General features: G+C 41.7%; 24 protein-coding genes and 2 pseudogenes. 13 read left to right on the top strand and 13 right to left on the bottom strand.

From position 1 onward, the window contains the following. Positions 1–21: 21 nt before the first annotated feature. A complete protein-coding gene (locus tag BQ9893_RS20230) occupies positions 22–327 on the top strand; it encodes a helix-turn-helix domain-containing protein (protein WP_016212903.1) in 306 nt (101 codons plus the stop codon). 89 nt (positions 328–416) lie between these two features. Further along, a complete protein-coding gene (locus BQ9893_RS21480) occupies positions 417–662 on the top strand; it encodes a hypothetical protein (RefSeq protein ID WP_117589642.1) in 246 nt (81 codons plus the stop codon). A gap of 11 nt (positions 663–673) precedes the next feature. On the opposite strand, the gene BQ9893_RS20220 is transcribed toward BQ9893_RS21480, so the two are convergent. The 3 genes from BQ9893_RS20220 to BQ9893_RS20210 are packed head-to-tail and all read right to left on the bottom strand — an operon-like array spanning position 674 to position 3533. Then, entirely contained in the window at positions 674–1048 is a 375-nt protein-coding gene (locus tag BQ9893_RS20220; protein ID WP_026076334.1) for a virulence RhuM family protein, read from the bottom strand. 21 nt (positions 1049–1069) lie between these two features. Further along, on the bottom strand, positions 1070–2290 hold the full coding sequence (locus BQ9893_RS20215; protein WP_075967707.1) for a site-specific integrase: 1221 nt from the start codon (positions 2288–2290) through the stop codon (positions 1070–1072). A 13-nt stretch (positions 2291–2303) separates the two neighbouring features. Beyond that, positions 2304–3533, bottom strand: a complete 1230-nt coding sequence (locus tag BQ9893_RS20210) for a site-specific integrase (RefSeq protein ID WP_075967706.1) — start codon at positions 3531–3533, stop codon at positions 2304–2306. 307 nt (positions 3534–3840) lie between these two features. Between BQ9893_RS20210 and BQ9893_RS20205 the strand changes: the two genes are divergently transcribed. Then, complete coding sequence (locus BQ9893_RS20205; protein WP_075967705.1) at positions 3841–5283, top strand: IS1182 family transposase; 1443 nt, start codon at positions 3841–3843, stop codon at positions 5281–5283. A 136-nt stretch (positions 5284–5419) separates the two neighbouring features. Here the strand turns inward: BQ9893_RS20205 and BQ9893_RS22300 are convergent, their stop codons facing one another. From BQ9893_RS22300 to BQ9893_RS21800, 6 genes are read right to left on the bottom strand one after another with little or no spacing between them, the layout of a single operon-like run. Beyond that, on the bottom strand, positions 5420–5698 hold the full coding sequence (locus BQ9893_RS22300) for a hypothetical protein (protein ID WP_087880710.1): 279 nt from the start codon (positions 5696–5698) through the stop codon (positions 5420–5422). Between the two features lie 17 nt (positions 5699–5715). Next, complete coding sequence (locus BQ9893_RS20195) at positions 5716–6405, bottom strand: hypothetical protein (RefSeq protein WP_075967704.1); 690 nt, start codon at positions 6403–6405, stop codon at positions 5716–5718. A gap of 22 nt (positions 6406–6427) precedes the next feature. Further along, positions 6428–12469 carry an FG-GAP-like repeat-containing protein gene (locus BQ9893_RS20190; protein ID WP_081415510.1) on the bottom strand — a complete coding sequence of 2014 codons (6042 nt, stop codon included), beginning with the start codon at positions 12467–12469 and terminating at the stop codon, positions 6428–6430. 16 nt (positions 12470–12485) lie between these two features. After that, positions 12486–12866: a hypothetical protein gene (locus tag BQ9893_RS20180; RefSeq protein WP_075967703.1), complete on the bottom strand. Its 381-nt coding sequence runs from the start codon at positions 12864–12866 to the stop codon at positions 12486–12488. 34 nt (positions 12867–12900) lie between these two features. Beyond that, positions 12901–14064, bottom strand: a complete 1164-nt coding sequence (locus tag BQ9893_RS20175; RefSeq protein ID WP_075967816.1) for a tail fiber domain-containing protein — start codon at positions 14062–14064, stop codon at positions 12901–12903. A 40-nt stretch (positions 14065–14104) separates the two neighbouring features. Beyond that, the gene (locus BQ9893_RS21800; protein WP_167369898.1) at positions 14105–14257 is read right to left on the bottom strand and encodes a hypothetical protein; all 153 of its coding nucleotides are present in this window, start codon (positions 14255–14257) and stop codon (positions 14105–14107) included. Between the two features lie 205 nt (positions 14258–14462). Between BQ9893_RS21800 and BQ9893_RS20170 the strand changes: the two are divergent. The 3 genes and pseudogenes from BQ9893_RS20170 to BQ9893_RS20160 all read left to right on the top strand — a co-directional run. Next, positions 14463–15072, top strand: a pseudogene (locus BQ9893_RS20170) (transposase); the annotation flags it as partial. A gap of 147 nt (positions 15073–15219) precedes the next feature. Further along, the gene (locus BQ9893_RS20165) at positions 15220–15486 is read left to right on the top strand and encodes an HU family DNA-binding protein (protein WP_075967702.1); all 267 of its coding nucleotides are present in this window, start codon (positions 15220–15222) and stop codon (positions 15484–15486) included. 161 nt (positions 15487–15647) lie between these two features. Next, entirely contained in the window at positions 15648–16946 is a 1299-nt protein-coding gene (locus BQ9893_RS20160) for an outer membrane protein assembly factor BamD (protein WP_139322632.1), read from the top strand. A 58-nt stretch (positions 16947–17004) separates the two neighbouring features. Here BQ9893_RS20160 and BQ9893_RS20155 read toward each other — a convergent pair whose 3' ends face one another. Both BQ9893_RS20155 and BQ9893_RS20150 read right to left on the bottom strand, forming a co-directional pair. Then, a complete protein-coding gene (locus BQ9893_RS20155; protein WP_075967700.1) occupies positions 17005–17829 on the bottom strand; it encodes a phosphoribosyltransferase in 825 nt (274 codons plus the stop codon). Beyond that, positions 17811–18734: an LOG family protein gene (locus BQ9893_RS20150; RefSeq protein ID WP_075967699.1), complete on the bottom strand. Its 924-nt coding sequence runs from the start codon at positions 18732–18734 to the stop codon at positions 17811–17813. Before BQ9893_RS20150 ends, BQ9893_RS20155 begins: the two co-directional genes overlap by 19 nt. 129 nt (positions 18735–18863) lie before the next feature. On the opposite strand from BQ9893_RS20150, the gene BQ9893_RS20145 reads away from it, so the two are divergent. Then, positions 18864–19151, top strand: coding sequence for an HU family DNA-binding protein (locus BQ9893_RS20145; protein WP_075967698.1), 288 nt, complete (start codon positions 18864–18866; stop codon positions 19149–19151). A 117-nt stretch (positions 19152–19268) separates the two neighbouring features. On the opposite strand, the pseudogene tnpA reads toward BQ9893_RS20145, so the two are convergent. Next, positions 19269–19676: pseudogene (tnpA, locus tag BQ9893_RS22295) on the bottom strand (IS200/IS605 family transposase). A 30-nt stretch (positions 19677–19706) separates the two neighbouring features. Here tnpA and BQ9893_RS20125 point away from each other — a divergent pair. Continuing rightward, positions 19707–20945: an RNA-guided endonuclease TnpB family protein gene (locus BQ9893_RS20125; RefSeq protein ID WP_081415509.1), complete on the top strand. Its 1239-nt coding sequence runs from the start codon at positions 19707–19709 to the stop codon at positions 20943–20945. A gap of 846 nt (positions 20946–21791) precedes the next feature. Further along, on the top strand, positions 21792–22187 hold the full coding sequence (locus BQ9893_RS20120; protein ID WP_075967696.1) for a hypothetical protein: 396 nt from the start codon (positions 21792–21794) through the stop codon (positions 22185–22187). Positions 22188–22424: 237 nt separating this feature from the next. Here BQ9893_RS20120 and BQ9893_RS20115 read toward each other — a convergent pair whose 3' ends face one another. Then, the gene (locus BQ9893_RS20115; protein WP_139322631.1) at positions 22425–23186 is read right to left on the bottom strand and encodes a hypothetical protein; all 762 of its coding nucleotides are present in this window, start codon (positions 23184–23186) and stop codon (positions 22425–22427) included. A gap of 148 nt (positions 23187–23334) precedes the next feature. On the opposite strand from BQ9893_RS20115, the gene BQ9893_RS22390 reads away from it, so the two are divergent. The 4 genes from BQ9893_RS22390 to BQ9893_RS20095 all read left to right on the top strand — a co-directional run bounded on the left by BQ9893_RS22390 (position 23335) and on the right by BQ9893_RS20095 (position 26242). Next, a complete protein-coding gene (locus tag BQ9893_RS22390; RefSeq protein ID WP_256304916.1) occupies positions 23335–23460 on the top strand; it encodes a hypothetical protein in 126 nt (41 codons plus the stop codon). A 294-nt stretch (positions 23461–23754) separates the two neighbouring features. Continuing rightward, positions 23755–24162 carry a hypothetical protein gene (locus BQ9893_RS20110; protein ID WP_122339046.1) on the top strand — a complete coding sequence of 136 codons (408 nt, stop codon included), beginning with the start codon at positions 23755–23757 and terminating at the stop codon, positions 24160–24162. Positions 24163–24398: 236 nt separating this feature from the next. Continuing rightward, entirely contained in the window at positions 24399–24818 is a 420-nt protein-coding gene (locus BQ9893_RS20100; RefSeq protein WP_081415508.1) for an FtsK/SpoIIIE domain-containing protein, read from the top strand. 734 nt (positions 24819–25552) lie between these two features. Further along, positions 25553–26242: a hypothetical protein gene (locus BQ9893_RS20095; protein ID WP_075967691.1), complete on the top strand. Its 690-nt coding sequence runs from the start codon at positions 25553–25555 to the stop codon at positions 26240–26242. The last annotated feature ends 36 nt before the right edge of the window (positions 26243–26278 follow it).

Genomic DNA, 26278 nt, shown 5'->3' with positions numbered 1-26278 from the left:
ACCCACTAAATACAAAGTAACATGAACGAATTGATTAACAAAGACAACGAGTGGATAATCCACTTCATGGGCAGCCTTGACCGTCTGCTGGACAACTACGAGCGCCTGACCGCCAACTACCGCCCGACATTGGGCGGAGAACGTTTCTTCACAGACAAAGAGGTATCGGCACGGTTGAAAGTGAGCCGAAGAACACTTCAAGATTACCGCAATGAAGGACGGATAGCCTATATCCAATTGGGCGGTAAAATCCTTTACCGTGAATCGGACATAGAGAAGATGCTAACTGACGGCTACCGCTCCGCCTACCGACAGAAGGCAATCTGATTTTCTTGAAAGAGTGCAGTTTGCCGTCTGCCCTATAATTTGCGGTAGTAATGGACTTGACAGCAAAAAGAAAAAGGAACGGTTTACGGATGAAGCATCAAGATTCCGCTTCGTCTGTTAGCCGTTCCTTTTCTTTGTCTTCTGATTTCCCGTCAGTCGCTTGTTTCCGTTGCCGGATGCCTTTCGAGCGTATGGTCGGCAGAGGCAAGGTTTTCGGGCTGAATACGCTCCGCAGGAGGAAGATTCTGCCCGAAACGGCTTTGCCGCCTGACCTTGCCACTGCCATCAGTGCCATGCGCTACCTTTGCATCCGAGCATCGGGAACAGGTGACTGATGGGATGAACCTCAACTATACCATAGGTTGCTTCCTCTGCCACAAGATACAAACAATGTTATTGAGTTCTCTTTCTTGGTGGCGTAGATTTCATTTATCACAAACCGTCTGAACAAGATACTTTCTCTACTGCATATCCTGAATGCAATGGCTATAACCATTTCAAGATTATAAACATCATAACTGATACCATCTGGTTGCTTGATATATTTCATCGTATCACATTCGTTTAACTCCTTATTCCTATATATAGCATGAATCGCTTTACGAATGTCACAAGAGAATACTCCAAACAGGTCGGCGATTTCGAATTGTGTCATCCATACGGGTGCGGTCGGAATAGTGACCATACCCGCTTCACTGATTGTGATTATACCTCTATCCATAATATATTGCATTGACATTGTTTAGTTACTTTTGTTTGTCTTTTCGCCGGTAGATTGTTTCTTCCGGCGTTCCATCAGTTTGTCCATATCCTTTGAGATTTTGTCATCGGTTATACGTGCATATCCCTGTGTCGTCCGAATATTGGAGTGCCCCATCATCTTGGCGATACTCTCTATCGGTATATCCGCTGAAATAAGGAAAGTTCCGAAACTATGTCGGCTTTGGTGGTAGGACAAGTTATCCTCTTTGCCTATGATTACACCTAACTCATGAATTTCAAACCACAAGGCGTCACGGTTAGGAAGCGGAAATACGGGCTGTTCGTCATCGGCCGTGTTGTACAGCGACAATATCTGTTCCGCTATGGGATGCAGGGGTATGAACGCTTCCACCTTTGTCTTCTTGCGGTTGATACGGATATACCGTCTGCCCTCCGCATTCATCCCGATGTGGTGGGGATGCAACAACTGTATATCCACATACGCCAATCCCGTCAGACAGGAGAATATGAAAGCCCGTCTCGCCAACTCCAGCCTGTTGTCATACATCGGGGTGGAAAGTATCTTCTTGAACTCATCGCGGCTGATGTATCTGTGCTTTGCCTCCGGTTTGGTTTCATATTCCAACTCCTCGCAGGGATTCACTCGGATTATCTCCTTATCGACCGCCAGATACAACAGGCGGTTCAACCATCGCAGACAATGGTTGGTCTGAGATGCCCCGAAGTTCTTGCATCTTTTCAGATATGCCTTATAAGATTTGCCGAAGTCCTCTGTAACTTCTTCAAAACAGATGTCCTTTTTACCCGATGACACAATATAGTCTGTCAGGTACTTCTGGTAATACATTGAACTTCGATAGGAGGAGGTTGAATCTATTTCCTCGGAGTGTTTCTTTAACCGCTCCCGTTCCCATTCTCCCATTTGCAGGAGGGTAGTCGGATGAATGTTGTTTTGGATGATGTGGCTCTTCAACATCTCTGCACTGACTACACCTTGCGATTTCAGTATTTCCTCGTATGCTTCTGAAATGATCCGGAGATATTCCTGCAAGCGGTTGTTTTCCCTTGTGGACTTTATCTCGTTCTTCTTGCCATTCCAATCTTCGGGACGGCAATAGATACTTGTGCTTATGACAGTCTGTTTCCCGTCAATGGTTATGCGGCAGAGAACGGCGGTCGTACCGTCAGCCTTTACCTTGCTGCGGTTGATATAGGGTAACAGTGAAAATGTACTTCGCATATCGTTTGCTGTATTAAAGGGTAAGTTTGAAATCCTCGGTAGCTTTGATGAACCTGTCCATGTCCTCAAAGAGTTTTTTCTGACTGACACGGGCGTACACCTGAGTGGTGGAAATATCGGAATGCCCCAACATCCTACTGATGGTCTCAATCGGCACACCAGCTTCGAGCGTAATCAGCGAGGCGAAACTATGCCTCGCCTGGTGGTAGCACAGGTCATCCTTGATGCCTGCCAGTGCCGCCAACGCTTTCATGTGCCTTCTAAGATTGGGCCAGCGAAGTAAAGGGAACAAAGTTTCTCTGTCCTCACTGCTATACTTATTGATAAGCGCAATTGCTTCGGGCAATAGTTTTACACTGGCACGGAGTTCGTTTTTCTTTCTGCGGTATTTCAACCATAATGCCCCGTCCCCGTCTGTCTGCAAATTAGCATGGGTAATCGAAACGACATCCGCATAAGATACACCTGTGTAACATCCGAAGAGAAACATATCCCTTGCCAGCATATGGGATTTGCGGTATGCAGGTATTTCCACGTCACGGATTTTCTCAAACGATTCACGGCTCAATGCCCGTGGAGTCGTTTCCGTTTTCCTCGGCAGGGTGAAATGTTGGAAGTGGATTTTATCGGCATGTCCCTCTTTATAAGCTATACGGCAAATCTTCTTAAGTATGGCAAGATAATGTCTGGCAGTATCGATTGCCTGTCCTTTATCTTCCGTGACAAATGTCTGATAGTCGTGGATGAACTGTTCCGTCAGTTGCCCGAAAGCCAAATCCTTGACCTTGTACTGATGCTTGATGAACTCTCCGAGAGCCAGCCGCATATAGTGATAGCCGGGATAAGTACTTTTGGCACGGTCAATACCGATACGTGCCTTGATGTCATCACAGACAACATCGGTCATTTTCATAAGGGTCATCTGCGTTTCCATGCTACCTTGAAAAAGGTCTTTCACGTCGGTGGCATCGAAATCAATTTTGCGTTCCACAAGATTGTCGAATGCCATGTTTACCGCCAGTAGCAACTTGTCAATCTTGGCATTAGTCTCCACCGCCTCGCGGCTCTTTCCGTTCAGACGGCTTTCACGGGGATTCCACAATTCGGGAGTGCAGGACAACTTGCATCCGAACTGTGCCATCGTGCGGTTCACTGTAATTCTTCCCATTATCGGGGCTTTGCCCGACTTGCCCAGTCCGCTCTTTTTGAGGTAGAGCAACACCTTGAATTTTTCTACTTTCATACGCTTATATTTTTTAGTGCAAAATTACTTGCCGTATAAGCGTTCCTTGATATGCAAAACATTGTGTATGAGCGCAAACAAAACGGTGAGGATTTCTTTTCATTGCTTTCCGTTACCTGTTCTTGTTCCGGTAACTGCCCGGCTAACGGTCTGGTAACTGAACAACCTCAATATTACGTTGTCATTTGCATTTTCTCAATTTGGCAAAATACTGAAACAATGCTCATTTCAAACGGTTTACGTTTAATCTTCTTCTGTCTGCTTTTCCTTGCGTAGCCTATCACTTTCCAGTATAAAACACATACATATGCTACCAACTCAACAGACGATACAGTTCAGCAATTACAGTGATTTATATGATTTGATAGTCCCTCACGAAAATATTCTGCGCAGGATTAATGACCTTGTGGACTTCTCTTTCATTCAAAAAGAACTTATGGATAAATACAGCCATGACAATGGCCGTATGGCTGAAAGTCCTGTAATGATGTTCAAATATCTCCTGTTGAAGACTATTTATGATATATCCGATGTTGACGTTGTAGAGAGATCCCGTTATGATATGTCATTCAAGTATTTTCTTGGGATGAGTCCTGAAAACACGGATTTGATAAATCCCAGTTCACTGTGCAAGTTCCGTAAACTTAGACTAAAAGACAAGAATCTGCTGAATCTGCTGATTGGCAAAACTGTTGAAATTGCGATTGAGAAAGGAATAATCAAATCCCGTACTATAATCGTTGACGCCACCCATACAGGTTCGAGAAGCAATCCTTATTCCCCGGTTGATATATTGCGGCTTCGCTCGAAGCAATTGCGCAAATGCCTGTATGAATCGGACGAGGCAATCAAGAATACACTCCCTGAAAAGAACCCCGATGATGATTTGGAACACGAATTAGACTACACCAAAGATTTGCTGAATGTCGTATCTTCCAATCAGATGCTTGCAGAAGTTCCTAAAATCAAAGAGCGTCTCAACATGCTTAAGGAAGTACTTTCGGATATTGAGGATCATTATGTAACGTCCAAAGATAAGGATGCCAGAGTCGGCCATAAAAGCAAGGAATCCTCATTCTTCAGATACAAGACCCATATCGCAATGAGCGATGAACGTATTATAACGGCAGCAACAGTCACCTCCGGGGAGAAAGGAGACGGTCCGCAGCTTCAGGAACTTGTAGAACAAAGCCACGCTAACGGCATGGCCGTTGACACCATAGTCGGCGATACTGCATATTCGGGCAAAGACAACATCATACTTTCAAATGACAAAGAAAATGGTTTTGATCTGGTTGCCAAGTTAAATCCGACAATCAGCAATGGCACACGTAAGGAAGAAGGCCGGTTTGACTATAACAAGGATGCCGGAATGTTCGTATGTCCGGTAGGGCATATGGCAATAAGAAAAGCCCGGCAGGGAAAGAACCAGGCTCTGGTTTTCTTTTTTGATATTGAGAAATGCAGAACCTGTTCCAAGCGAAACGGGTGTTATAAAGAAGGTGCCAAAAGCAAGTCTTATGCCGTGCAGATTAAATCAGAGGAGCATCAGCGGCAAGCTGACTTTGAAAAGACGGAGGAGTTTAAAGCAAAGGCAAAAGTCAGATACAAGATAGAGGCAAAAAACGCAGAATTGAAGAATGTATTTGGATACGACCGCGCAGACCCGTATGGACTTGATTGTATGCGTATGCAAGGGGCAATGGTGATTTTTGCCGCAAATATAAAAAGAATCCTCCGATTGAGTTGAGGACAGCCCTTTATTATCCCAAAATAAGACTGTCACAGTTGTTTAGAGTCAATACAGGACCATATAACCGACCGACCAATCAATAAAAATTAGAGTTCGTCAAAACCTCGGATAAGGAATTGGCGAACTCTATTTTTTAGGTACTCTGTCGGGGACTGAATAGTGATGACTTTTTCAGTGCCCTCAACCACACCGGTGGTATTTTATCACCGACTGGAGCAGACAAATAAGCAACCGTCCCCGTTTCCCTATTTGCTGTGTCACCGATCCAAAGCATATCGCCGGCGATATGATGGCAACTGCTACCAAGTAATGACGGCTTCCGGTGATCCGTTAACGCCAAAGCATTTCCGCCATCCTTCACCGTCTTCTGTTTTACCAATGCCACAACCAGTTCCATTCCATACAGGCTCATGTCATCCGCTCAATACACTATCGCATAATAAAAGGGAACAGTCGATCCAATGAATAACGATCCGTATCATTTATTTCATTGGGAGAATAAATAGAATACAAATAATTATTCTTGATTAAATATACGAAATTACAATCTAAAGACAAATCTTGTAATAACAACTTATTTCCTTGTTTTGCCCATTTCCCTAAAGACAAATGAATCTTAGTTTTACCAACCAAATAATAAATCCGATAAGAAAAAGCTATATCCAAATCAATATGAACACATCCATTCTTATAATCTCCCAACTGCAATGGTATTTGATTTAAATTCAGGGCATTCAAATAAGAATTATTTTTCCTTATTTTTCTCTGACATTCTTTTTTCATATCCAACATTGAATAATTTTCAGAATAGTTAGACTTTCCCCGGTCAATAAAACATTTATTCTTCATAAAGTAATATCCTTTATTAACAAAAAGTTCCTTGCCCACTTTAGTCATCACCAAATCACATCCAGTCCGAATATCTTTAAATATGATCTTGTCTTCCTCAAATTCAATGACTCCAAAAGACAAAAACAAGATATACCTATCACAATCCCCATTTTCAACAATTGTAATATAATATTCATTTTTCTTATCAAATATCTCCAAATAACAAGATATGTCGATTTTCGGAAAAGGATTTTCTAATTCAAATTGACTAACAAGATAACGATCCATTCTTCAAAACTTAAAATTCAATTTAATAAAACCACATTGATTTAATTTTTCCTTGCAAACTATATGACTGGGGATAATATCCATATTGTTTTGCTATATTCATCACACTATTCGCCATTTGATATCGACCTGCATTCATATAAACTTGTGCCGTATATCTATAAGCGACACTTTCTGAAAAAGATTTAACATACTTACTCTTAAAAAAATGAGCATGATAAGAATGAGTTAATTCATGTCCAGCAACAGCTCTAAAGTCAACAATATCTCCCATCACATATTTATGAGAGATATGGATAGTACTCTTCCCTGTTGTATATCGATCTATATAACCAGACATTTTCACCCCCCTTACATCTACAAATTCTCCATTCTGAGACATGCCTATATTTCTCCCCGCTTTCGTTGTAATCTCTTTTATACCAAGATCTCCTTCCTTTATATTAAATTCCTCCAAATATCGACTTTTTAATATATCATCATTTACATCAGCAGAGATACTTGAATTATAATTTTCCGCTTGCTTCATAACATTTCCATCTGCCGATGTGCCAATAACAAATCCAGAGGTATTACGCCCATCCCAAAAACTATATCCTTTCGCCATATCCGAAAAACCACGGATCAACCCTCCAGAAACACCACCAAAAGCAGCAGCAAGACCTCCTCCTATCAGTCCCGCCTTCAAGCCTGCACCAAAACCAGCACCAGACAACCAGGCATTTCCAGAACAACCGACAAAACCTCCACTGAAACCACCAGCCAAACCAGAAAGGCTACCATTGATAAAACCTCCAGCTGTTATCGATCCGGCCACAGCACCTCCGGCCCAAGCACCAGCAGCACCCGATGCAGCACCGACAAACAGTCCCTTCAACATATCACCAGCCAATCCCCAGCCACCCTTGTCACTGGAAACCATTGCTGTACCCATACCGATCCAACCACCAATAATAGCTGCTACAAGTATAAAGCTTTCCCCATTAGGATCTTTATACGACAACGGATTATTCAACGCATACGAATATCCATTATAAGACTGTGTAAACTCCGGAATCTGGATAACTGGATCCGGACTTAGAAAACGTCCTAACACAGGATCATACAAACGCGCATTCATGTTGATCAAGCCGAACATTTCCAGATGTTCATGTCCTGTGAAACCACGATCGAACTTCATCTCCGGTAAATCGGAATAATTATCCCAATTCGTAGCATCGCGCCTAAGCCCCCAAGCATTAAAATTCAGTCGCTGCACTTCGTTTCCGGAAGCATTGGTTATCAACCAGGGAGATCCCAGGTGGTCGTTATGGAAATAATACATTCCGGCATCGGACGTTCCTTCCGTATAAACAGCCACAATCTGTCCATCGCCGTAAATATAGTAATTTTTACGGGTCGTCCCGCCTTTTTGGATTTCTTCATAGGGTCCACAGTAATATTTGGTAAATACGGTCGAACCATTCTGTACAAATTGGCTTTTCACACGACTATTCTCACCATTATAGGTCAGCGTATAAGTCTTATCCCCTTCGGAAAGTCGTACCGGCAAGCGGACACTGTTATAAGTCACGGATAAATCCAATTTCGGTAACACTTCATTGGAAGTGGGAGAAAGGCTGCTGATCGCATGCGGATGGGAAGCCTCATACTGATAGGTTCCGGCATCTGCCTTGAACAGGATATTGCCATTCTCATCATACTCAACCCCTGTTGTTAAACGGTTCATACTGTCGTAAGTAAAATTCTCGCTTTGGGAAGTGCTTTGCTCGTTGCGATTCATTATATTACCACGAGCATCTATATTTTGATAGCCGATATTCAATAAAGATGTCGTCTCCTTTGTAGCCTTTATTGATGTAGGAACCCCTATCGTATTATAAGCATAAATCCCTTGCATACCATTTCCCAGGGCAGTTGTCAGAACCTGACCTTTGGCATTTTCGTCATTTTTTTGCCAAACCGTTGTTTGGCTCGGCTGCCAGATTATTTTATACAAATCGCCATTGACATATTCGTATTTTATCGACTTCGAATTCGGGTAGGTCGTTGTTTCCAATTGTCCTTTACTATTGTAAACGTATGAAAACTGGAAAGAACGATTATCGACAGTCTCTATTTTAGAAGTTAACCGTCCGTAAGTACCATAGCGGAACTCTGTTTTGGCACCACCATAAGTGATCGAACCGACCTGTCCCTTATAAGTAGGGTCATATGCATAAGAAAAAGTTTCCGTCCCTCTTTTATACGACTGGAGCCGACCACTATTTTCATAAGTATACTCTTCAACCTCTCCGCGAGCATCCGTTTGCTTCTTCAGATTCCCCCAACCGTCATATTCATACAAGATAGTTCCGGCATTGGGGTCTACCAACTTCGTACGCCTGCCTAACAAATCATATTCCATTGAATAAACGGCCGAGCCGCAAACGACCTTGGCGACATCACCCGTAGGTCCATAAGTATAGGTTATTTTACCACCCGGATCGGTTACAGTCTTCAATTTACCACCGGCATCCGTTTCCCGAACAGTCGTATATCCTTTTGTTCCATCAACAATAGTCGTCTGGTTTCCTGAATAATTATATGAGATCGTACCTAATGGTGTTATCTGTTTGCTGATCCGGCCATAGTCGTCATATTGGCTTGTGTGGTATTGGACAGAAGATGATGCTCCACCGGAAAAATACGGTTCAGACACTTTGATGGCACGCCCTTGCGCATCATACGATGTTGTCGTGTACACCTCTTTACCGGAAAAGTTTTTATGACTCGTTTGGATTTCCCGTCCCATAGCGTCATACCAAGTCTTCACAACCTGACCGTCTCCCGTTGTTTCAGTACGCAAAACCATCGAGTTTGCAGGGCTGCCATTGCTCCAAGTCCAACCGGTAGATATGGAATTATCGGAAGCCGAACTTTGAGACATCGTTTTTATTTTTCCAAACCCGTCATAGGTATAAGAGGTTACATCCCCGTTTATATCTGTCTTGGAAGACAGTAACCCCGAGACAGGATCATAAACAGAAGTCGTAACCTGCCCTAACACATCCTTGTGCGTTTTTACGAACCGTCCGTTTTCATACGTATAAGATTCAGATCGAGATACATTTCCTACTGTCACAGTTTTAGTTAATACATTCCCAAATGTATCATAAGCATAAGTAGTTACCGATTTATAAGCAGCCTGATTCGGTTCGACTGTTTGCGTTTGCAACAACCCGTTTGTATTATTATACACATAATCGACTGTATTTGTTAACGAATTTCCTCCCACCGTGCTAGCACTCACACTTCTGGTCAACAAACCAATCATCCAGTCCGTCGTATTATTACTATAAGTATTCGTAACTTTCTGCACATCTCCATTCCCATAAGTAACCGTCTGCATCAATACATTACCATATTTATCATAGGCATAATCCATTGAAACCGACTGAATCAGTTTGTTTGCGGTCGGCTCATAGATTTGCTCTTTGGATGATGTGGCCTGATAAGCAAAAGTTCCAAATACATCCTCCAATTTCACCAATGTATTCGTATAATCAGATTGCATCAATTTCCGATTTGTCGGGACATGCACCTTTTCCACATTTTTTATAGCAGCCTGACAATAGGTATCAGAAAATTCTTGTGTAATAGTTGTTTTTACCGAAGTACTTTGATCGTTCATGATCGTCTTCGTAAAGCCTAAAAAGCCACGTCCTCGTTTAAAGACTTTTGCATTTTCATAATTGTATGAAATCGTGTTCATTCCTCCGATACCGTTACTGACACTTACACTTGAAACCAGCTTAAATGGTGCAGTAAAAGACATACAGTCATAATCAGAAACATCGGCCGAGCCTCCAACTGGCAATGTTTTCGCATAGACGGAAGAATCGGCCATTTTTTTATAAGAGACAGTAGTCACATTACCATGTGAATCCGTTACAGTTTTCAACAAATTGGATAAATCGGCCTTCGGCATATACAATTGGTATCCTTTCCAGGTAAAAGGTGCTGAAACGACTAAAAATCCCAATTTGCCATCTCCTCTCGTGTCTATAGGATAAAAATTCCATTTGTCGGATCCATACGTGGTAACACTCGCATATTCCTTAAAGTTACGGCCATTATCATATCCGATAAAGCATTTGAGAGCGCTTAATTGATTTGATGTTTTATCAACCGCAAAAAAATCATCGCAACCATCGCCATTCAGATCACACACATATATATCCTTAGAATATGCCGCGAATTTTTTAGGGAAATAATATCTCTCAAATTCAGCCCCGGTCGACAACAGAGTCAACCATTCACTCCATTCCGTATTATTCCAACCAGTCAACAACAAATCGATTTTCCGGTCACCATTGAAATCTCCGAAGCAGATCTTGTGTTTTTTCGTTGGCAAGCTTCCGGTACGGGTTCGATACATAGAACCATTCCCGCTATTATCCAAGTAATCATAGCCATCATCCCGCAAATTCATAATCTCGGCCAGTCCGTCACCATCAAAATCCCAAACCTCGACTTGATCCCAATTCATCTCCGACAGGATTCGCCCGGTCGAAGTTGTTTTAAATGCAGTCATAGTTCCGGAAGAATAGCCTGACATATATATTTTATAATCTTCAGATCCGTTTTTACTTGTATAATAGATGAACAAGTCCATTGCTCCGTCACCATTAAAATCTGCAACCCGGACACTATGAGGACGAGATTCGGTAGTAATGGCAGGACCTGCCTTAAAACCACTTCCCGTTCCATAATAAATAAAATAATTATAGTAAGTGACAGAAGCAAGACTTACTTCAGAGTCACTCGATAATGAATCTCCTGAAACAGCAGGTATTTCTTCTTCATCAGCAAAACTTTTAGAAACGGTCTCCCGGCAAGCCAAAAAATCAGTAATTCCATCTCCATTAAAATCACCTGCTACCGGTTCTTTATATCTTTCCGGAAGAGTCCCGCTTCCGAAATAAGATAATTTATTTCCATCCGTATCTGCACAAAACAATTTCCAACCAGTCCAATCGGCATCCTCCATAGGCGTAGCCAAAAGATCTGTCCTCCCATCGCCATTGTAATCCCCTAAAGAGATATAAGCTTTGTTTATATAGTTCTGAGCATTAGTCGATTGATCATGAATAACCTCTTCATGTGTATAATCCGTATTCTTATACCAATCGAACACAATCGGTTTCAGGACTTCATTATTAAGGCCAGTCACTGTTATTTTAGATAAAAGATAGGTGAAATCATTTCCATCATAATTATAAGTCATGGAGTATTTACGATATAACGATGCACCATAATAAACACCGATTTCACTTAACAGTTTGCTTTCTTTAAATTTGCTACCCTGAATATAATTCAAATTAACATCATAGTTCCGGCTTGTATAAACAAATTTAACTGTACAATAAGGCATACTGCCTGCATTTCCGGTATAATCAATCTGTTTCAAACGAATTTCTCCATTCGTTTCATCTTTATCGTAAGTATATGTGTAGTAATTACCGACACGATCCCTCACCTTGCTTAACATCCAGAACGCAACCTGATCCGTGTGAGGAGATTGTGCACATAATCGGGAATCCGTAGTATTCCCATATTCCATAATCAAACCATCTTTTGTCCGCACTTCAAAATGAGCAGAAGATGTATTCGGTGAAAATATCTTTATTTGTGAATAAGGATTTATCTCTGTCCTGTATTGCTGTGTCATCCCGTCATATATCAAACGATTTCCATCGAGCATATATTTGTCCGTATCATCAAACTCTATATCGCTAATATATCCACTATGAAATACAGTCGAATTAACCCTTGTGATGGAAGAGATAGCCGAAAGAGAAAAACCCTTTCCCATAACTCCATCTCCGGAAAAACTATTATAGACAATAGATACATCAGGTTTAACTCCTGCCGTACCAGAAGGTAAATCAACCGGAATATTGTAGGTAGCATTGCCGACAGGACCAATATCGAAAGAACCGGAGATATTCGATGTATTCTGAGACATCCCACATACAGAAACGACCCAAAATAACAGTATGCATATTATATGTTTATTCATAATTTATATCAATCTTTTATTGAACAGCCTGTGTCTGCCTCAAAATTCTATTTCCTGCCGCATCATAAGAAAATTTAAAGATCAAAGGTTCTTCTTTCTCATTAATACTAAGAATTCCCCCTTGAACCACTTCAAACGCTCCATAAAGAACCACATAGTCTGGAGCCGTAAGCGTTAAATTTCCCACATCAGAAACCGTCACACCACGCACGATAAGAGAATCACAACCTGCTATGGTACGCGAAGATGAGACTGTTTGATTTTCAAAAACACTCACGCATGAACGAGCAGAATAAACTCGTGTGGTATCTTCCGGTTCCACTGCCTCTATCGAATTTGAAAAACAAAACAGTAAAAACAATAAAAAACAGGCATTGATAAATATATTTTTCTTCATACCGATCTTACATTATTATTCAAAGTCAATCGTTCTAATTAATAAACTTTTTCAATATATCAGCTTTCTTATTGTCAACAAAAAGCGTATAGACGAATGTCCCAAGCCCTATCTCCGACGGATTGATTTCAACAATGCTGTTGTTGCCAGTCAAGACGACTTTTTTCAACAATTTCCCAGAAATATCAAAGATTTTCAGATCGGCGGTATTATAAGTTGACGGCAATGTATAAGAAACGGAAGCACCTGCCCTGTTAAATAGTTTCGCTCCCTCGACCACGCTCACCTCTTCATTGGATGTGGACCGAAACATGGATTTTGTTTCAGCCGGTAAAAGACTTTGCAGTGTTTCGATCTCTTTCTGCTGATCTTGAATAGTTTGTTGCATTTGCTTTAAGCTTTCCACTATCAGGGGAATAAAGCCGGTATAGTCAATCGACATGATTCCTTTTTCGTTTGTTTGAACCAGTTCAGGTAAAACCTTTTGGATATCCTGAGCAAGAAAACCGATCCGCCTACGGTTGGCTTCCGCAGCTTCCCGTTGATCTATTTCTTGTTGGAGACGCTGATATTCTACATCCTTTGCTGTCACAGCAGTATTATCAGTTGAAGAAGTAGCACCAGATATTGATATCTCAGAGTTTGACGTTCCTGAAAATACAGCCTCTTCGGGTTCACGGGCTTCCTGAATTTCAGACAAACGATAAGTATAAGATACCCCATCTATTTGAGAAAGTGTTCCCAATGGATCTTCTATCGATTGAATATTATCCTTTAACCGGACATCCGAAGTGATGTTGACACCGTTCACCACAAGGTTTGTATTAAAAACGAAATTACTATTTGAAGCAGGATTGTAATAAGCTATCACCTTATTGGCATAACCGGTAGCTGTCAGAAAAACACCTAATTTCCCATGTAACCAAAGCTGATCGCTATCTGTCGTTCCATACTCGCCAAGAAAAACATTTAAAGACTGATTCTGATATCTTCCGAAATCACCAAAAGGCATTTTTGCACCAGCATGCATATCCCCATATTTTCCCAACACTTGAAAAGTCATAATATTGTCATAATCTTGATTCGGCATAAATGTCCCCGCCTGCACACGTCCATCCGACAGAACCCGTAACTGGGCATTAACATTGGTAAATAAACTTGCTAAAATCAAACACGAAAAAATTTTTATTGCCTTCATAACTTTCCTAATTAATATTAACACTCTCTTTGTCATTATATCATTTAGATTCAATCGAATCACAAACCTCGCCCCAATACCATTTACCTGTATTTGAATCATACACCCATTTACCACCGCTTCTACTGTGATTACTTTCGCCACCAATTATGACATTCATCTCTGATTTAGATAACTTTTTTAATTTACTCATCTCTTTTTAGTATTAAAATTTATGCAAATGACAACTTAAAGTAAGAACAGCAACATAATAAAAACATCATATTTTTCATAATACACGTATTTTTTATGGCTTTGTCGAACTAAGAACAACAATTATTATGAACCGAACAATACTCATATCCGCTATCGGAATGCTAACACTAACCCGTTGGCGGAATTAAATTGATAAAATATTCATGTATAAAAAGTTGTGCATACTTCTGGTATTTAGAAAATTAAAGGTTACCAAACTTTTAATAGACAAATATTATACGCAATATTCGCAAAATTTCTAAACATATGCAAGCAAGTAGCCGGTAATTTAGTCAATGAATTAGGTAATGTGCCAAGAAGAGGGGTGGTTCCAAGATTCTCAGACCTGAAATGGTGGCATTGAATATGACATCGGAAGCTGTTGGCATTGACAGTGAGTCATTGTTGTTTGCAAAGTTGCAGGAACATAAGTTTGAGATTCCCAATCTTATATCCCGCAGACTATACAATGACAGGCGTAAAATCACTTCATCCCTATGCAATACAATCCGTGAAAGAATGGCCAAAGAAATCGACGGAGACGAAGATTGTTTCTGCATTGACTCTAAGCCGATAGAAGTATGCCGTTTTTCCCGTTCCAAGCATTGTAGTATGGGGAAGAAGAATTTTGAGAAAGCACCGTCAATCGGATACTGCGCATCACAAGGAGTATATTATTACGGATATAAACTCCACGCGGTCCGCGGATTAAGTGGAGTCATCCATTCCTTTGACCTTACCAAGGCAAGTGTGCATGACATTCATTACCTGAAATAATTGAACCTGTTACTATATGGCAACCATTTGTTATCACGAATGTTAAAGTACGTTCTAATCCAGTAGATTTTAGACTGTTATGTTTTGATTTTAAAAATAATAACCTATTTTTGCAAGTACATAATCATTAACCAAATATAAAATATGAAAAAAGCGGATTTAATTAAGGGCATCGCCCAAAAAGCTGGTATTACAAACGAACAGGCACAAAATGCCTTGGAAGCAACACTTGATCTTATCAAACAATCTGTAGTGGAGCAAGAAGACAGAATCACATTGCATGGATTCGGAACATTCGCTCCGAGCGTGCGTAAAGCCCGTACAGGTATTAACCTTGCAACAAAAGAAAAGGTTGAAATCCCGGAATGCAAAGTTGTTAAGTTCAAAGCAAGCAAAGACGCTTGGTTCTAAGAACTGGCTTCGCCTTTTTCCGGAAGGATGACTTTCAATGTTCATCAGCTTAAGCTGAAACCGACTGTGGAAACCCATCCATTTCATAATAGTAGATTTTTAATTTTGTAACCATATAGCTGCATTCATAGTGGCTATATGGTTTTTTAAAATGGACATGTATGAAAAAGAAATACCAAATCCTTAGCATGGCACTTTTGCTATCCGATTCCTTATTCGCCCACAGCAATATTTCAAACGCTCATATGGGAATGATAGACATAGCCGATAAAGTGCATGATTCTACTCCGTTCAAAGGTAAGATAAACAAGGTATACAAAGCGGTGGAAGATGGAGATTTCCTTAAGGCAAAAAACCTAATGAAGGAAATAAGCCAAAAGGATCACTGGGAATTATATCCAGTGTATGAACTTGCCGACTGCTATCTGCGTACACAAACATCAACCGGTGAATACAGCCCTACCACTGCATACCGTAACCTTCTGAAGATTACCTCCAGAGGAGAAAGACTGACAGAAGCCGATGCTTATCTGTTTGATTTTGGATTGTCTATCAGCAAAATACTGGAACGTATCGAGCACTGCATGTATGATGATGCTGCCAAAGAGAACACCCTGCAGTCTCTTGACAGCTTTATCCGGGAAATAAAGAATGACAACCTCCGGCAGAAAGCAGAGACCCTACGACGCGAAGCCGCATACACTGCCCTGCAGGACGAGCTAGACGTGTATAACTGTGAGAAGTTCCTCGAACGGTACCCGACCGGGAAATACACCAATGAGGTAAAGGACATCCGCGACAGGCTGGCATATGAATCAATTGGCGAAAACATCGTCCAGCTGCAGGAGTATGTGAAGAAATACCCGAACTCCAAATATGTTCCGGATGCGAAGGTGCGGATCGAGCAGTTCAACCTACCCGTATTCACAGTATCACAAGCCAAACAGATTGCAAGTGCACAGCTACCTGGCAAGAAGATACTGGAGGTTTTCCCTTTCTCGAATTCAGCAAGGGGAAACGACCAAATTATCTGCGTGGCGAACTGTATGAATGACGATCAACAGGTGGACGCAAACGGCACATTTATGGTACTGATGCACCTGAAGGACATCAACGCGATGAAATACCTGACATTTACCTGCGACGGCAACACTAATCTGCGTTCGCATTCCATAGACGTCGTGGACAAACAACGAATCGGAGAGACAACGTATATCATCCTCTGCTACCGGAATTTCTCTTACGGTGCTGAATGCCGGGATTGCGTCGAACGGGTTTACGCCATTTACAATCCGGACAACATGACCTTACACAAGGTGGTGTATTCAGGAAAGGATTCCTTTGCCCCGGACGGGACACTGCATAGAATCGAAGGTGAATGGCTCCCCATGGAGGACAACACCTACACACAATGGCTCAAGAACTATGCGGAAAAGCAGCTAAAGCCATACGTTAAATAACAGATTCTATCTGTTTGGAAATCAGCAGACATATTTCATTCTAAAATCTTTCTTTTGTTCACCGGGCCGCCAGATCTTGCCATCTGACGGCCTTTTCAATTGTCCTTCCGACAAAGACGGCGGCTACCGGTGTCAGGCCGGCATCACGAAGCAGGGAGGCAACACTCAGAACGGTCATTCCGGTAGTAAGCAGGTCATCCAACAGGACAATCTTTTTCCCCTTCAGCATACGTTTGTCAAGCATAAAGTCTTCCGTTCCCATGGGACGGCGTCTGCCGGTGAGATGAACGGGTTCCCGCGAGACTGGGATCAACGTACCAAACCCATCGGTCCAGTTCATACGTGTGCTCAAATCACTGCTCAATCGCCGGTAACGGATCTCTGTCCGTTCCCAATTACTCGCCGGCATACACAACAGCGTGTAACCACCCTTTTCAAGGCCGAGCCGCTCAAACAACGCACAAATTTCATTTTCCAAACCGGGCACATACTCACCTCTTTTAAAATTATACAGCTTCTCTCCTATCATTCGATCTTCCTCCAACAGCTGACGATCCTTGGGCAGATAGGGATACAAATAAGCCATCGTAATGCCAAACAGATGAAAGGGTTTTCCCGGAGGATAACAGCACTCGGTAGTGAACAACGCAATACGACGCTCAAGAAGGTCATCCAAATGACAACCACAAGCGACCGACTCCAGCAACAAGGCGTCAAGCGACTCATTTTTGAGCGTTCGACGCTCAAAAATCCAACGCACAGCCTTCTCAAGAGCCTTCCGGGCACGAAGTTCCTTGCCCGCATTATTCCACATCCGCAAACGGTACACAACTCCGGCGAACGCAATTCCGAAGCAGAATCCTGTTATCGCAACAATCCACATATCTTAAACCCTTGCTTTAAATAAACGACATCTTTCCTCTTACTTACAGGATTTTGACTCAGACATGTTCCGGAGCTAACCAAATTGTCCGGCACAAATACCTGCATCTTGTTGGCAATAGCGGACTCAAACATCGTGTCGGACTGACCTTCAGACAACGTATAATAGGTAATCACATTCGGGGAAAACCCGGCAACATGAAGCAATGTCTTAATCACGACTGGCTTGGACTGCTTGACACCGGGAGGATTGACTGTCACAAGCAACCCGTCCGCTTCCATGACATCACATAGTATGTCCGCATAGGGATTGTCGGCATCCAGCAGAAATCCGTCCAGACCGCCTGGCAACAACAATACAGGAATGATACCACAGTTCATACAATGCCGTACCAGCTTCCTGCACATAAAGTTAGTTACAGGTATCAGAGGTAACGCTCCGATATCTTTCAGCCCCTGTATAATACCTTCTGTCAGACTTTCGTCATTTTCAGAGAATGCCTGAGAGACTACCATAGAGAGGCGGATCTTTAGCAGCAAATCCACATTACCCTTACAAAACAGATACGGGGGATGGATAACATGATGCTTGATATCCAAAAGCGAAAAGAAACCATTTGGATACACCTTGTCAAAAGGACTCACACAACCGCACTCCAACATATCCAGCATATCAAATGCAGTCTTGACATCTTCCGCAGCATCCATCACTCTCTTCCGGGTCACTTTCGCCAGCTTGGGGATTCCGGCTTCCTTGCTATACCAGACAAGCATATCTGCCACGGCTGAAGCTTTCCTGAAATCAAGATTCCCCTTCAAGGCAAATGCCTCAAAGTCTGTCAAGGCGCCTTTTTTCTCCAAACCCAACAACCTCAATAAATATTGCTGTTTGATATTCATTTTCATAGCTATGTCCTTTGGTTTTATTCTCTCATGCAAAATAAATCTAAAAACAAGAATTATCCAAAAGATAATTTGCTCATTTAACACATTGAACGTAACTTTGTTATAGAATAACGATAAATTATATTTTATATGACAAAAGCAGAAATTGTAAAGTCTATCAGCGAAAGCACTGGAGTTGACAAACAAGCCTCAATGGCCGTGGTTGAATCATTCATGGAAATCGTCAAAGAATCACTAGCAAAGGATGAAAATGTTTATCTGCGCGGCTTCGGTTCATTCATCTGTAAGGAGAGAAAAACCAAAACAGCACGCAATATATCCAAGAACACAACCATTATCATTCCCGCACACAAAATACCGGCTTTCAAACCGGCCAAGGAATTTGTCAAGACTATTTCGAAACTCGAACTCGACTAAGACTACAACATTAAGGTTACAAATAAGAAAGGGGGATTCATTCTTCCCTTATAGAACTTCGCATTTTAAAACTCCTAAATCTTCAGTTTAGGGGATGAAAAATGCGGTATAGCGCAGCTATCCTTGGTTTTCAATGTACTTCTTGATAGTTTTCTGACTGACATTTTGGACTGATGACACAAAGTAACCATCTGTCCAAAATGTGTTTTCCCTGTAAAATATATGTCTAAGGTAATTTTCATGCTTCTTACAAATGGCGGTTGTTGACATCTACTTGAGTCTTCTTACAATTTGCAGCGGAGATAGTTTTGGTTCACCGCATATCATCATGTGTATATGGTCTTTGTCTGTTTCCATGACCTCAATATCAAAATAGGAAAAGTTTGATATCTTCTGCATGATTTGCTTCATGTCATATTCCACTGCTCCAATTAGTAACTTCTTTCTGTATTTGCATACCGGTATCATGTGGTACTTGATGAGAAATTTCGAGTGGTCCTTTGAAATGTATTCTTTCTGTATCATTGTTTCGTTTGAAATCGTTAGATTTGCAGTATGTTACGAGCCTACAAGTATAGAATCTATCCGACAGATGAGCAAAAGGTTTTGTTTGCAAAGACTTTTGGCTGTTGTCGTTTTGTCTATAATTGGGCGTTGAATATGAAAATAACGGCATACAAGGAGCGGAAGGAAACGCTCGGCAACGTATATCTGACCAATCTGATGAAGAGTGAGCTGAAAGCGGAGCATGAATGGCTCTCGGAAGTAAACTCACAATCCTTGCAGAGTGCTTTGCGCAATCTCGATACCGCCTACACCAACTTTTTCCGTAATACCAAGGCGGTCGGCTTTCCACGCTTCAAATCCCGTAAGGATAGGCAGAGCTTCCTTTGTCCACAGCATTGCCGTGTGGATTTTAAGAAAGAAACAATCACAATCCCAAAGGCGAAAGATATTCCTGCCGTACTGCATCGTAACTTCAAAGGGACGGTAAAGACCGTTACCGTCAGTATGACACCTTCAGGCAAATACTTTGCATCTGTATTGGTTGATACGGCCATTCAGGTACTCCCGCCAATCCGCGTACAGGTTGATACGGCTTTGGGGATTGATCTGGGTATCAAATCGCTCGCCGTATGTTCTGACGGACGCACGTTTGACAACCCGAAGAACTTGCAGAAAAGCCTTGGCCGCCTGAAACTGTTGCAAAAGCGGTTGAGCCGCAAACAGAAAGGTTCTTCAAACCGAAACAAGGCTCGCATTAGAGTGGCCAGGTTGCAGGAATACATAGCCAACAGCCGTAAGGACAACCTTCACAAAATTACCCATGCGCTTACGCACGACAGCCAAGTGCGTACCATCTGCATGGAGGATTTGAATGTGAAAGGAATGCAGCGTAACCATCACTTGGCACAAGCCGTAGGTGATGCGTCTTTCGGGATGTTCCTCACGCTGCTTGAATACAAATGCAGCTGGTATGGCGTAAACCTCATTAAGACAGGCCGCTTTGCCCCAAGCTCAAAGACCTGTGGCAAATGCGGCCATGTGTATAAAGGATTGAAATTAAGCGAGCGCAGTTGGACTTGCCCCAAATGTGGTACACACCACGACCGGGACTTCAATGCAGCTTGCAACATAAAGGAATTTGGCTTGAAAGCCCTACCCACGGAGCGTGGGAAAGTCAAGCCTGTGGACTGTCCTCTTGTGGATGACCGACCTCGTGTCCTAAAAAGCAATGGCAGGAAGAAGCAGGAAAAGAAAGGAGGTATTGGTTTCTCCGAAGCCGCTAAATAGTTAGTTTAACGGTAGTTCACTTGTATCCCGACATATCATCTACCTCCGACTGACACCGTCGAAAACAATCTCCTCCTACTTTACCCAAAGTATAGGGTCGGAACATACAGCCATTTCTTTATAATGGAATAAATATATGCCTTTGAATAGGACCGGAAGCCATATCATAAGGAAATCACATTGCATCAGGACATCGGAATGGAATTGAAGGGGGATCATGAGTCAAGGATTGCCGAACCGTTGGGATGGTTGGATGTGTTAGAGAATATGACATTGGGGCGGCTTGGGATTGTGGATGCGCGTTTTTTGTGAGGTTGAGCATGATTTTGGTTGGGTTTGCGTTTATCTGGGCATGTCCAGCTGGCTGTATGTTGGTTGGTATTGCTATCGGTTTGTGGATTTGGCAGGTATTTTTGGGGTATTTGGCTGGGCCAATTGATTTTACAATCAATTCACGTCACCGAGAAATGGGTTGCGTTTACACTCTGGCTGTTTATAGTGTTTCATAACACATCATCATTATTCAGAGATATTTGGCAAGCCAATTGATTTGCAATCAATTCACGATACCCGTGAAATAGATCAGACACATGTTCCTGCTGCTGTTGTTATTGTTGTTACATCTAGTCATTTTTCTGTGACAGGTCTTTTCTGATTGAAGGGGACTGTGTAGTTTGGCTTGATGCCGATAGGCGGTGCCTATTCACGAATAACGAGATTCGAGAAACATACAATTGTTTTCATGAATGTTATTTATTTGTAATTATTCGGCTTCTATGAAGAGGTTATGGCCATGATTGCAAAGTATTTAGTACTTTTATACAAAAACTGAAAAACCGAAAGATTATGATAAATACAGATTTCCTTATTCCCGTACCGGCATCCGATTTACGTATAGGCGACAAAGTTTACCTGGGTGAAGAGCGCTTCGGCAAGCTGTTCACCTGTATCTCTGTATCACCGGTTATCGTATCTGATAGAGTCTCACACACTGAATGGACACTGAAGCCGGAGGAACAAGCATACATGCCAGATCCCGTCATCCAGTTCGTCTATGAGTATATTAATCATTATGAGACGGATCCGGACTATATTGAGCTGTCCAGGCTGATGGCAGTACTCAACGCATCCGACTTAAATGAACAAATAACGGATCCGGAGGTCATCGACAACATGCGAGTAAAAATGAGATATCTATACGGCAGACTATTTATCAAAGCCAGAGCATCAGCTTTCAAATAGCATTCCCAATGACATACCATATTTCACGAAGGTGTGTCAAAACTCATTTTTTGAAAATATGAACTTATAATTTGAAATTTGAGCATCTTGAAAGACTAAAGAAAGGGCCGTATCATTACTCAATACAGAGTTTGATACGACCCTTTTAAATATTATAGTTATAATCTGTAACTTTGAGGAGTAGTCATTTTAGTTTTGACACAGCCCCAAGATTATTTACATCAGATATCCACTAACTCAGTTCCCGGTGTTTTGCTGCAATGGAAAAGCTATGATTCTTCTGGATTGCAGGTCATAAGCCCAATGCATTCTGCCTTGATAACGGACATACTCTGCCGAGATGATCAAATGGCCATTGACAACAGAAAAGGACGGGTACACATTGTCATCACAATATACGTCAGGCAAAGTCACAGGAGATTTTTGCTCTTTAGGTGTAACTTCATCCGGATCAGCGACGTCATCCTTGAGAAGATCACTTTTAGAAAAAGGATAAAGCAACCTGTATCTTGGATTCTTATTGGAGGCGATGTAATGTGACTCTCTGCTGTCATAAAGATAGACAACCGTGTCTGATTCCATAATCCATAAAACGGCATCCTTCACTTTCACCATCCTAGAGTCAAAGATATGCCTATGTTCCTGGAACAGCAAGCATTGAATGCCACGGGCAGCATCATACATTTGGAAGTTAAGCATCTTGCGGTGCTCACCCGTTGAGTCTCTCGTCAGCTCCAAAACAGGGATGACCATCAAATCCTTGAATCCAAACATCTCGCCTTGGACAGTATCGGTATACAACACAACTTTCTCTTTATTCAAGACTTGGTTGACTTCCTCTAACCGGTTTCTCCAGGCTGCCCACCTTGTCTCGCCATTGGATTCAATGACAACTCCCTCTATGATACCCAGAGTAAAAAAGACAACCAACACACAAACACAGGTTCCTACAACAATGAAGAACATCTTTTCTGTAAATAACTTTTTAAACAAACTCATATAACTACTGATTAAAATTGATTTCGGATCTATATACCGGATTGCCAAAAAGGTAAACACACAAAAAAAGATCCCCATTACTGTTTACTTTTTCGGTGATCTGGTATAGAGAGTAAAACAGAATTGTCGAACTGTAAAATCAGGAATCATGAAATCAGAAGTCATTATTGTATTGAAACGTTGGGAACACTCTTTGTCAAAGTACGGAAAACTGGACCGGTATAACCTGGAGACCGAAATGGATATCATAGACAGATACATCAGGAAGAACTGAACACGCAAGACTGAACTAACTAGCCGGCTGTCCGTCTGCAGAAGTTTGGCCCTTGGGAATGATCCTTCCAAGAACGCACACTTCCGTTCTACCATCAACTCACTGCTGAACAAGATAGCGGATAAATGGAAGAAGAGAAACGACATAGGACAGCACAAACGTTTCAAGTAAGAGACAAGAGTCCTGTTCAACGAACGGATAAAGTTTAAAAACGGCACTCCGTTACGGAATCTGGACGTAACCATCGAGGACAGCCAAAGCGCACGCAAGATACGCCGGATCGTCGAGAAGCGGATGTGTCAGGCATATTTCCGTCAGCACAGAGAGGACTTCCGGCAGAACGGGAACATGGACCGTCATCTGATGTCCCGCGCCACTTCATTCCAACTGTTCAATATCGGCCAAATAGACGATATCAAATACCAGAAAAGGGAACACTCAAGCCACTGGAAAAAAAAGTATGATCCGGTTACCGGAAAAATAGTGTTCAAAAAGAAGGTTGGTTATGACTCATACAACGAAGCGGTTATGGCCGTCAAAAAAGTAAAAAAGGACCAACCATGGGATAAAGTCAATTGGGGAATCTACGTCTGTCCCAAATGCGGGAAATATCATATCGGACACCAACACCTCGGCAATAATCCCAAACCAATAGTAGAAGCAGACATCAAGCCGGAAGAACTGCTATTGCACGTGGGCTGAGTCTGAAAACCAATTGAATTAAAGTAACACAACAAGTAAACGGCATATGATAAAGATTATAAATGATTTATTCAAGAGATTCATAACGGGTTTAAGCGGTGATATAGTAGACACAAGTGATGAAAGCTTAGGGAAAGACTCCCCTAATCATGACGGACAAGTATCGGAAACGGAGTACGCAGGACTTGAGCCAAATTTCTCTTTGGACACTCTCAAAGACATAAAAAAGAAAGTTTATCTCTCTGAGATCACTTCTTTCCCCTGAAGAGTTTCAGCTATCACACTATGATTTGCCAATTGTTCTGGGGAAGGGTGATGATGACAGCGTCTGCCTGTTTGAGCTCCACAAACGACCTGTAAAGATAATCTATGGAAAGGCAAACACAGGGGAAACGATACTGGTTGATTCCATGATTACATCCATATTATATGAGAAAAGTTCAAAAGAGGTCATAATAATCATGATTGACCCAAAGGAACAGTTGTGCTATGGTTCACTCTTGCATGAACCGTCCAGACAACAAGACTATGCCAACAGTTCTGATAGAGGAATGGAGCTATTGTCATTGCTACTGGAAGAACGGGATGAACAGGCAAGGTTGCTTGTCGAGAGCAACCAAAGAAACATGGATGAATACAACAAACTCCAATCATAGAACAAATAGAAGCATAGTAAGGTACAATAACAACCCTCTCTCACATATGCATTTTCTAAGAGGATAGATGAATCGATTGGGGTTCCGGATCATCTATCCTTTTTTACTCTAAATGAATAATCAGTTCCATGAATTCAGAGTTTTGATATTTTATAGTTTTAGGTAATTATATGTTTGGACAATTAGTTACCTGTATTATTAGATTATTGTAATTTTATATTTTTAAAATAGCAAGGAATATAATGAAAAACACATCAAAAAATATGAGCTTTCCGTATTTATTTGAAATACAAGAAAAATAATCAAATCATCTTTTGACAGTTATAAGGGAAATGAGTATATTTCCTCTATATATAAAATGACGTGAGTTTATTTTTTATTAGATACGCTTATAAATTCCAATTCTTATATAAGTTTGCATAACCATAGATTGAAGTGCACTTGGTGATTACGGTCGCCATACTGCACTATTATAAATGGTACCGTTTCATGCATATATTGATTGCGACTAAGATTGAGGGAACCGCCTGACGTGGCGTTTTTTTATTATCTTTTCCCACGGAAACCGATACACGGCTTCCTCCTTTATACCAACAGCTAGTCTTATCCGCTTCATTGGCAAAGTCGGGACCCACCCTGCCGGATATATACTGATTAAGTATCTTTTCTATCTCGTTGATAATGGGTATTTTTGTGTATCGAAATCAAGTATTTAACCCTTAATCCTTTTAGATATGGCAGCAGCTACTTCTCTTCCGAACGACATGGTATATAATCTTTCAACTGTAGGTCACGGCGACCATGATCATGACTGGGATGACTACATCGACTACTCTACCGAGAAAGGAGTTGTGTATGACAGCCATGACTACACCTATGGTGTTCCGGTTAATCGTGCTGACATCCGACCGTTCAAAGATATTCCGGCTGATATGGTTGATCATATCCGTGCATCTGTTATCACAATCCTGATGCAAATCGGAAAGGTGTTCGAAGCATCCATGTGGATCGGATCATCTACATGCTACAACTTAGGTCTGCCATGCAAGATTGTACGGAGCCGTAAATTCAGAGGCGATGCCACCCTTATCAATATCGCATCCAAGCATGACAGATACAACAGAGAGATTTATAAAGCATTCATTGTAGGCTCAGACGGTCTGAAATATTATGTGTCACCTAACTGCGTGCAGGTAGACAAAGACACAATATCAGCCCTTCTGAACCGGATGACGCTTAAAGAACTAGTGGATATTCTTGATGAAAGCCACTTCGGACACTGGAATTATGCGCCATACAACCGCCATTTGTTTCATTTTATCGAACTAATTGCCAAATATACCAGAGGCAACGAGAAAATCGACCTGAAAGAGTACAAATGGGGATGGCAGGTCGAACAGGAGAAAGAGCAGGAAGCAGCATAGCCCCAACTTATATTTCTATTTTGGCATTCAAAATTC

This window comes from Parabacteroides massiliensis (assembly GCF_900155425.1).
GTDB lineage: Bacteria > Bacteroidota > Bacteroidia > Bacteroidales > Tannerellaceae > Parabacteroides > Parabacteroides massiliensis.
The sequence above is the reverse complement of the archived record's forward strand: the minus strand, read 5'-3'. Positions and strand labels throughout refer to the sequence as shown.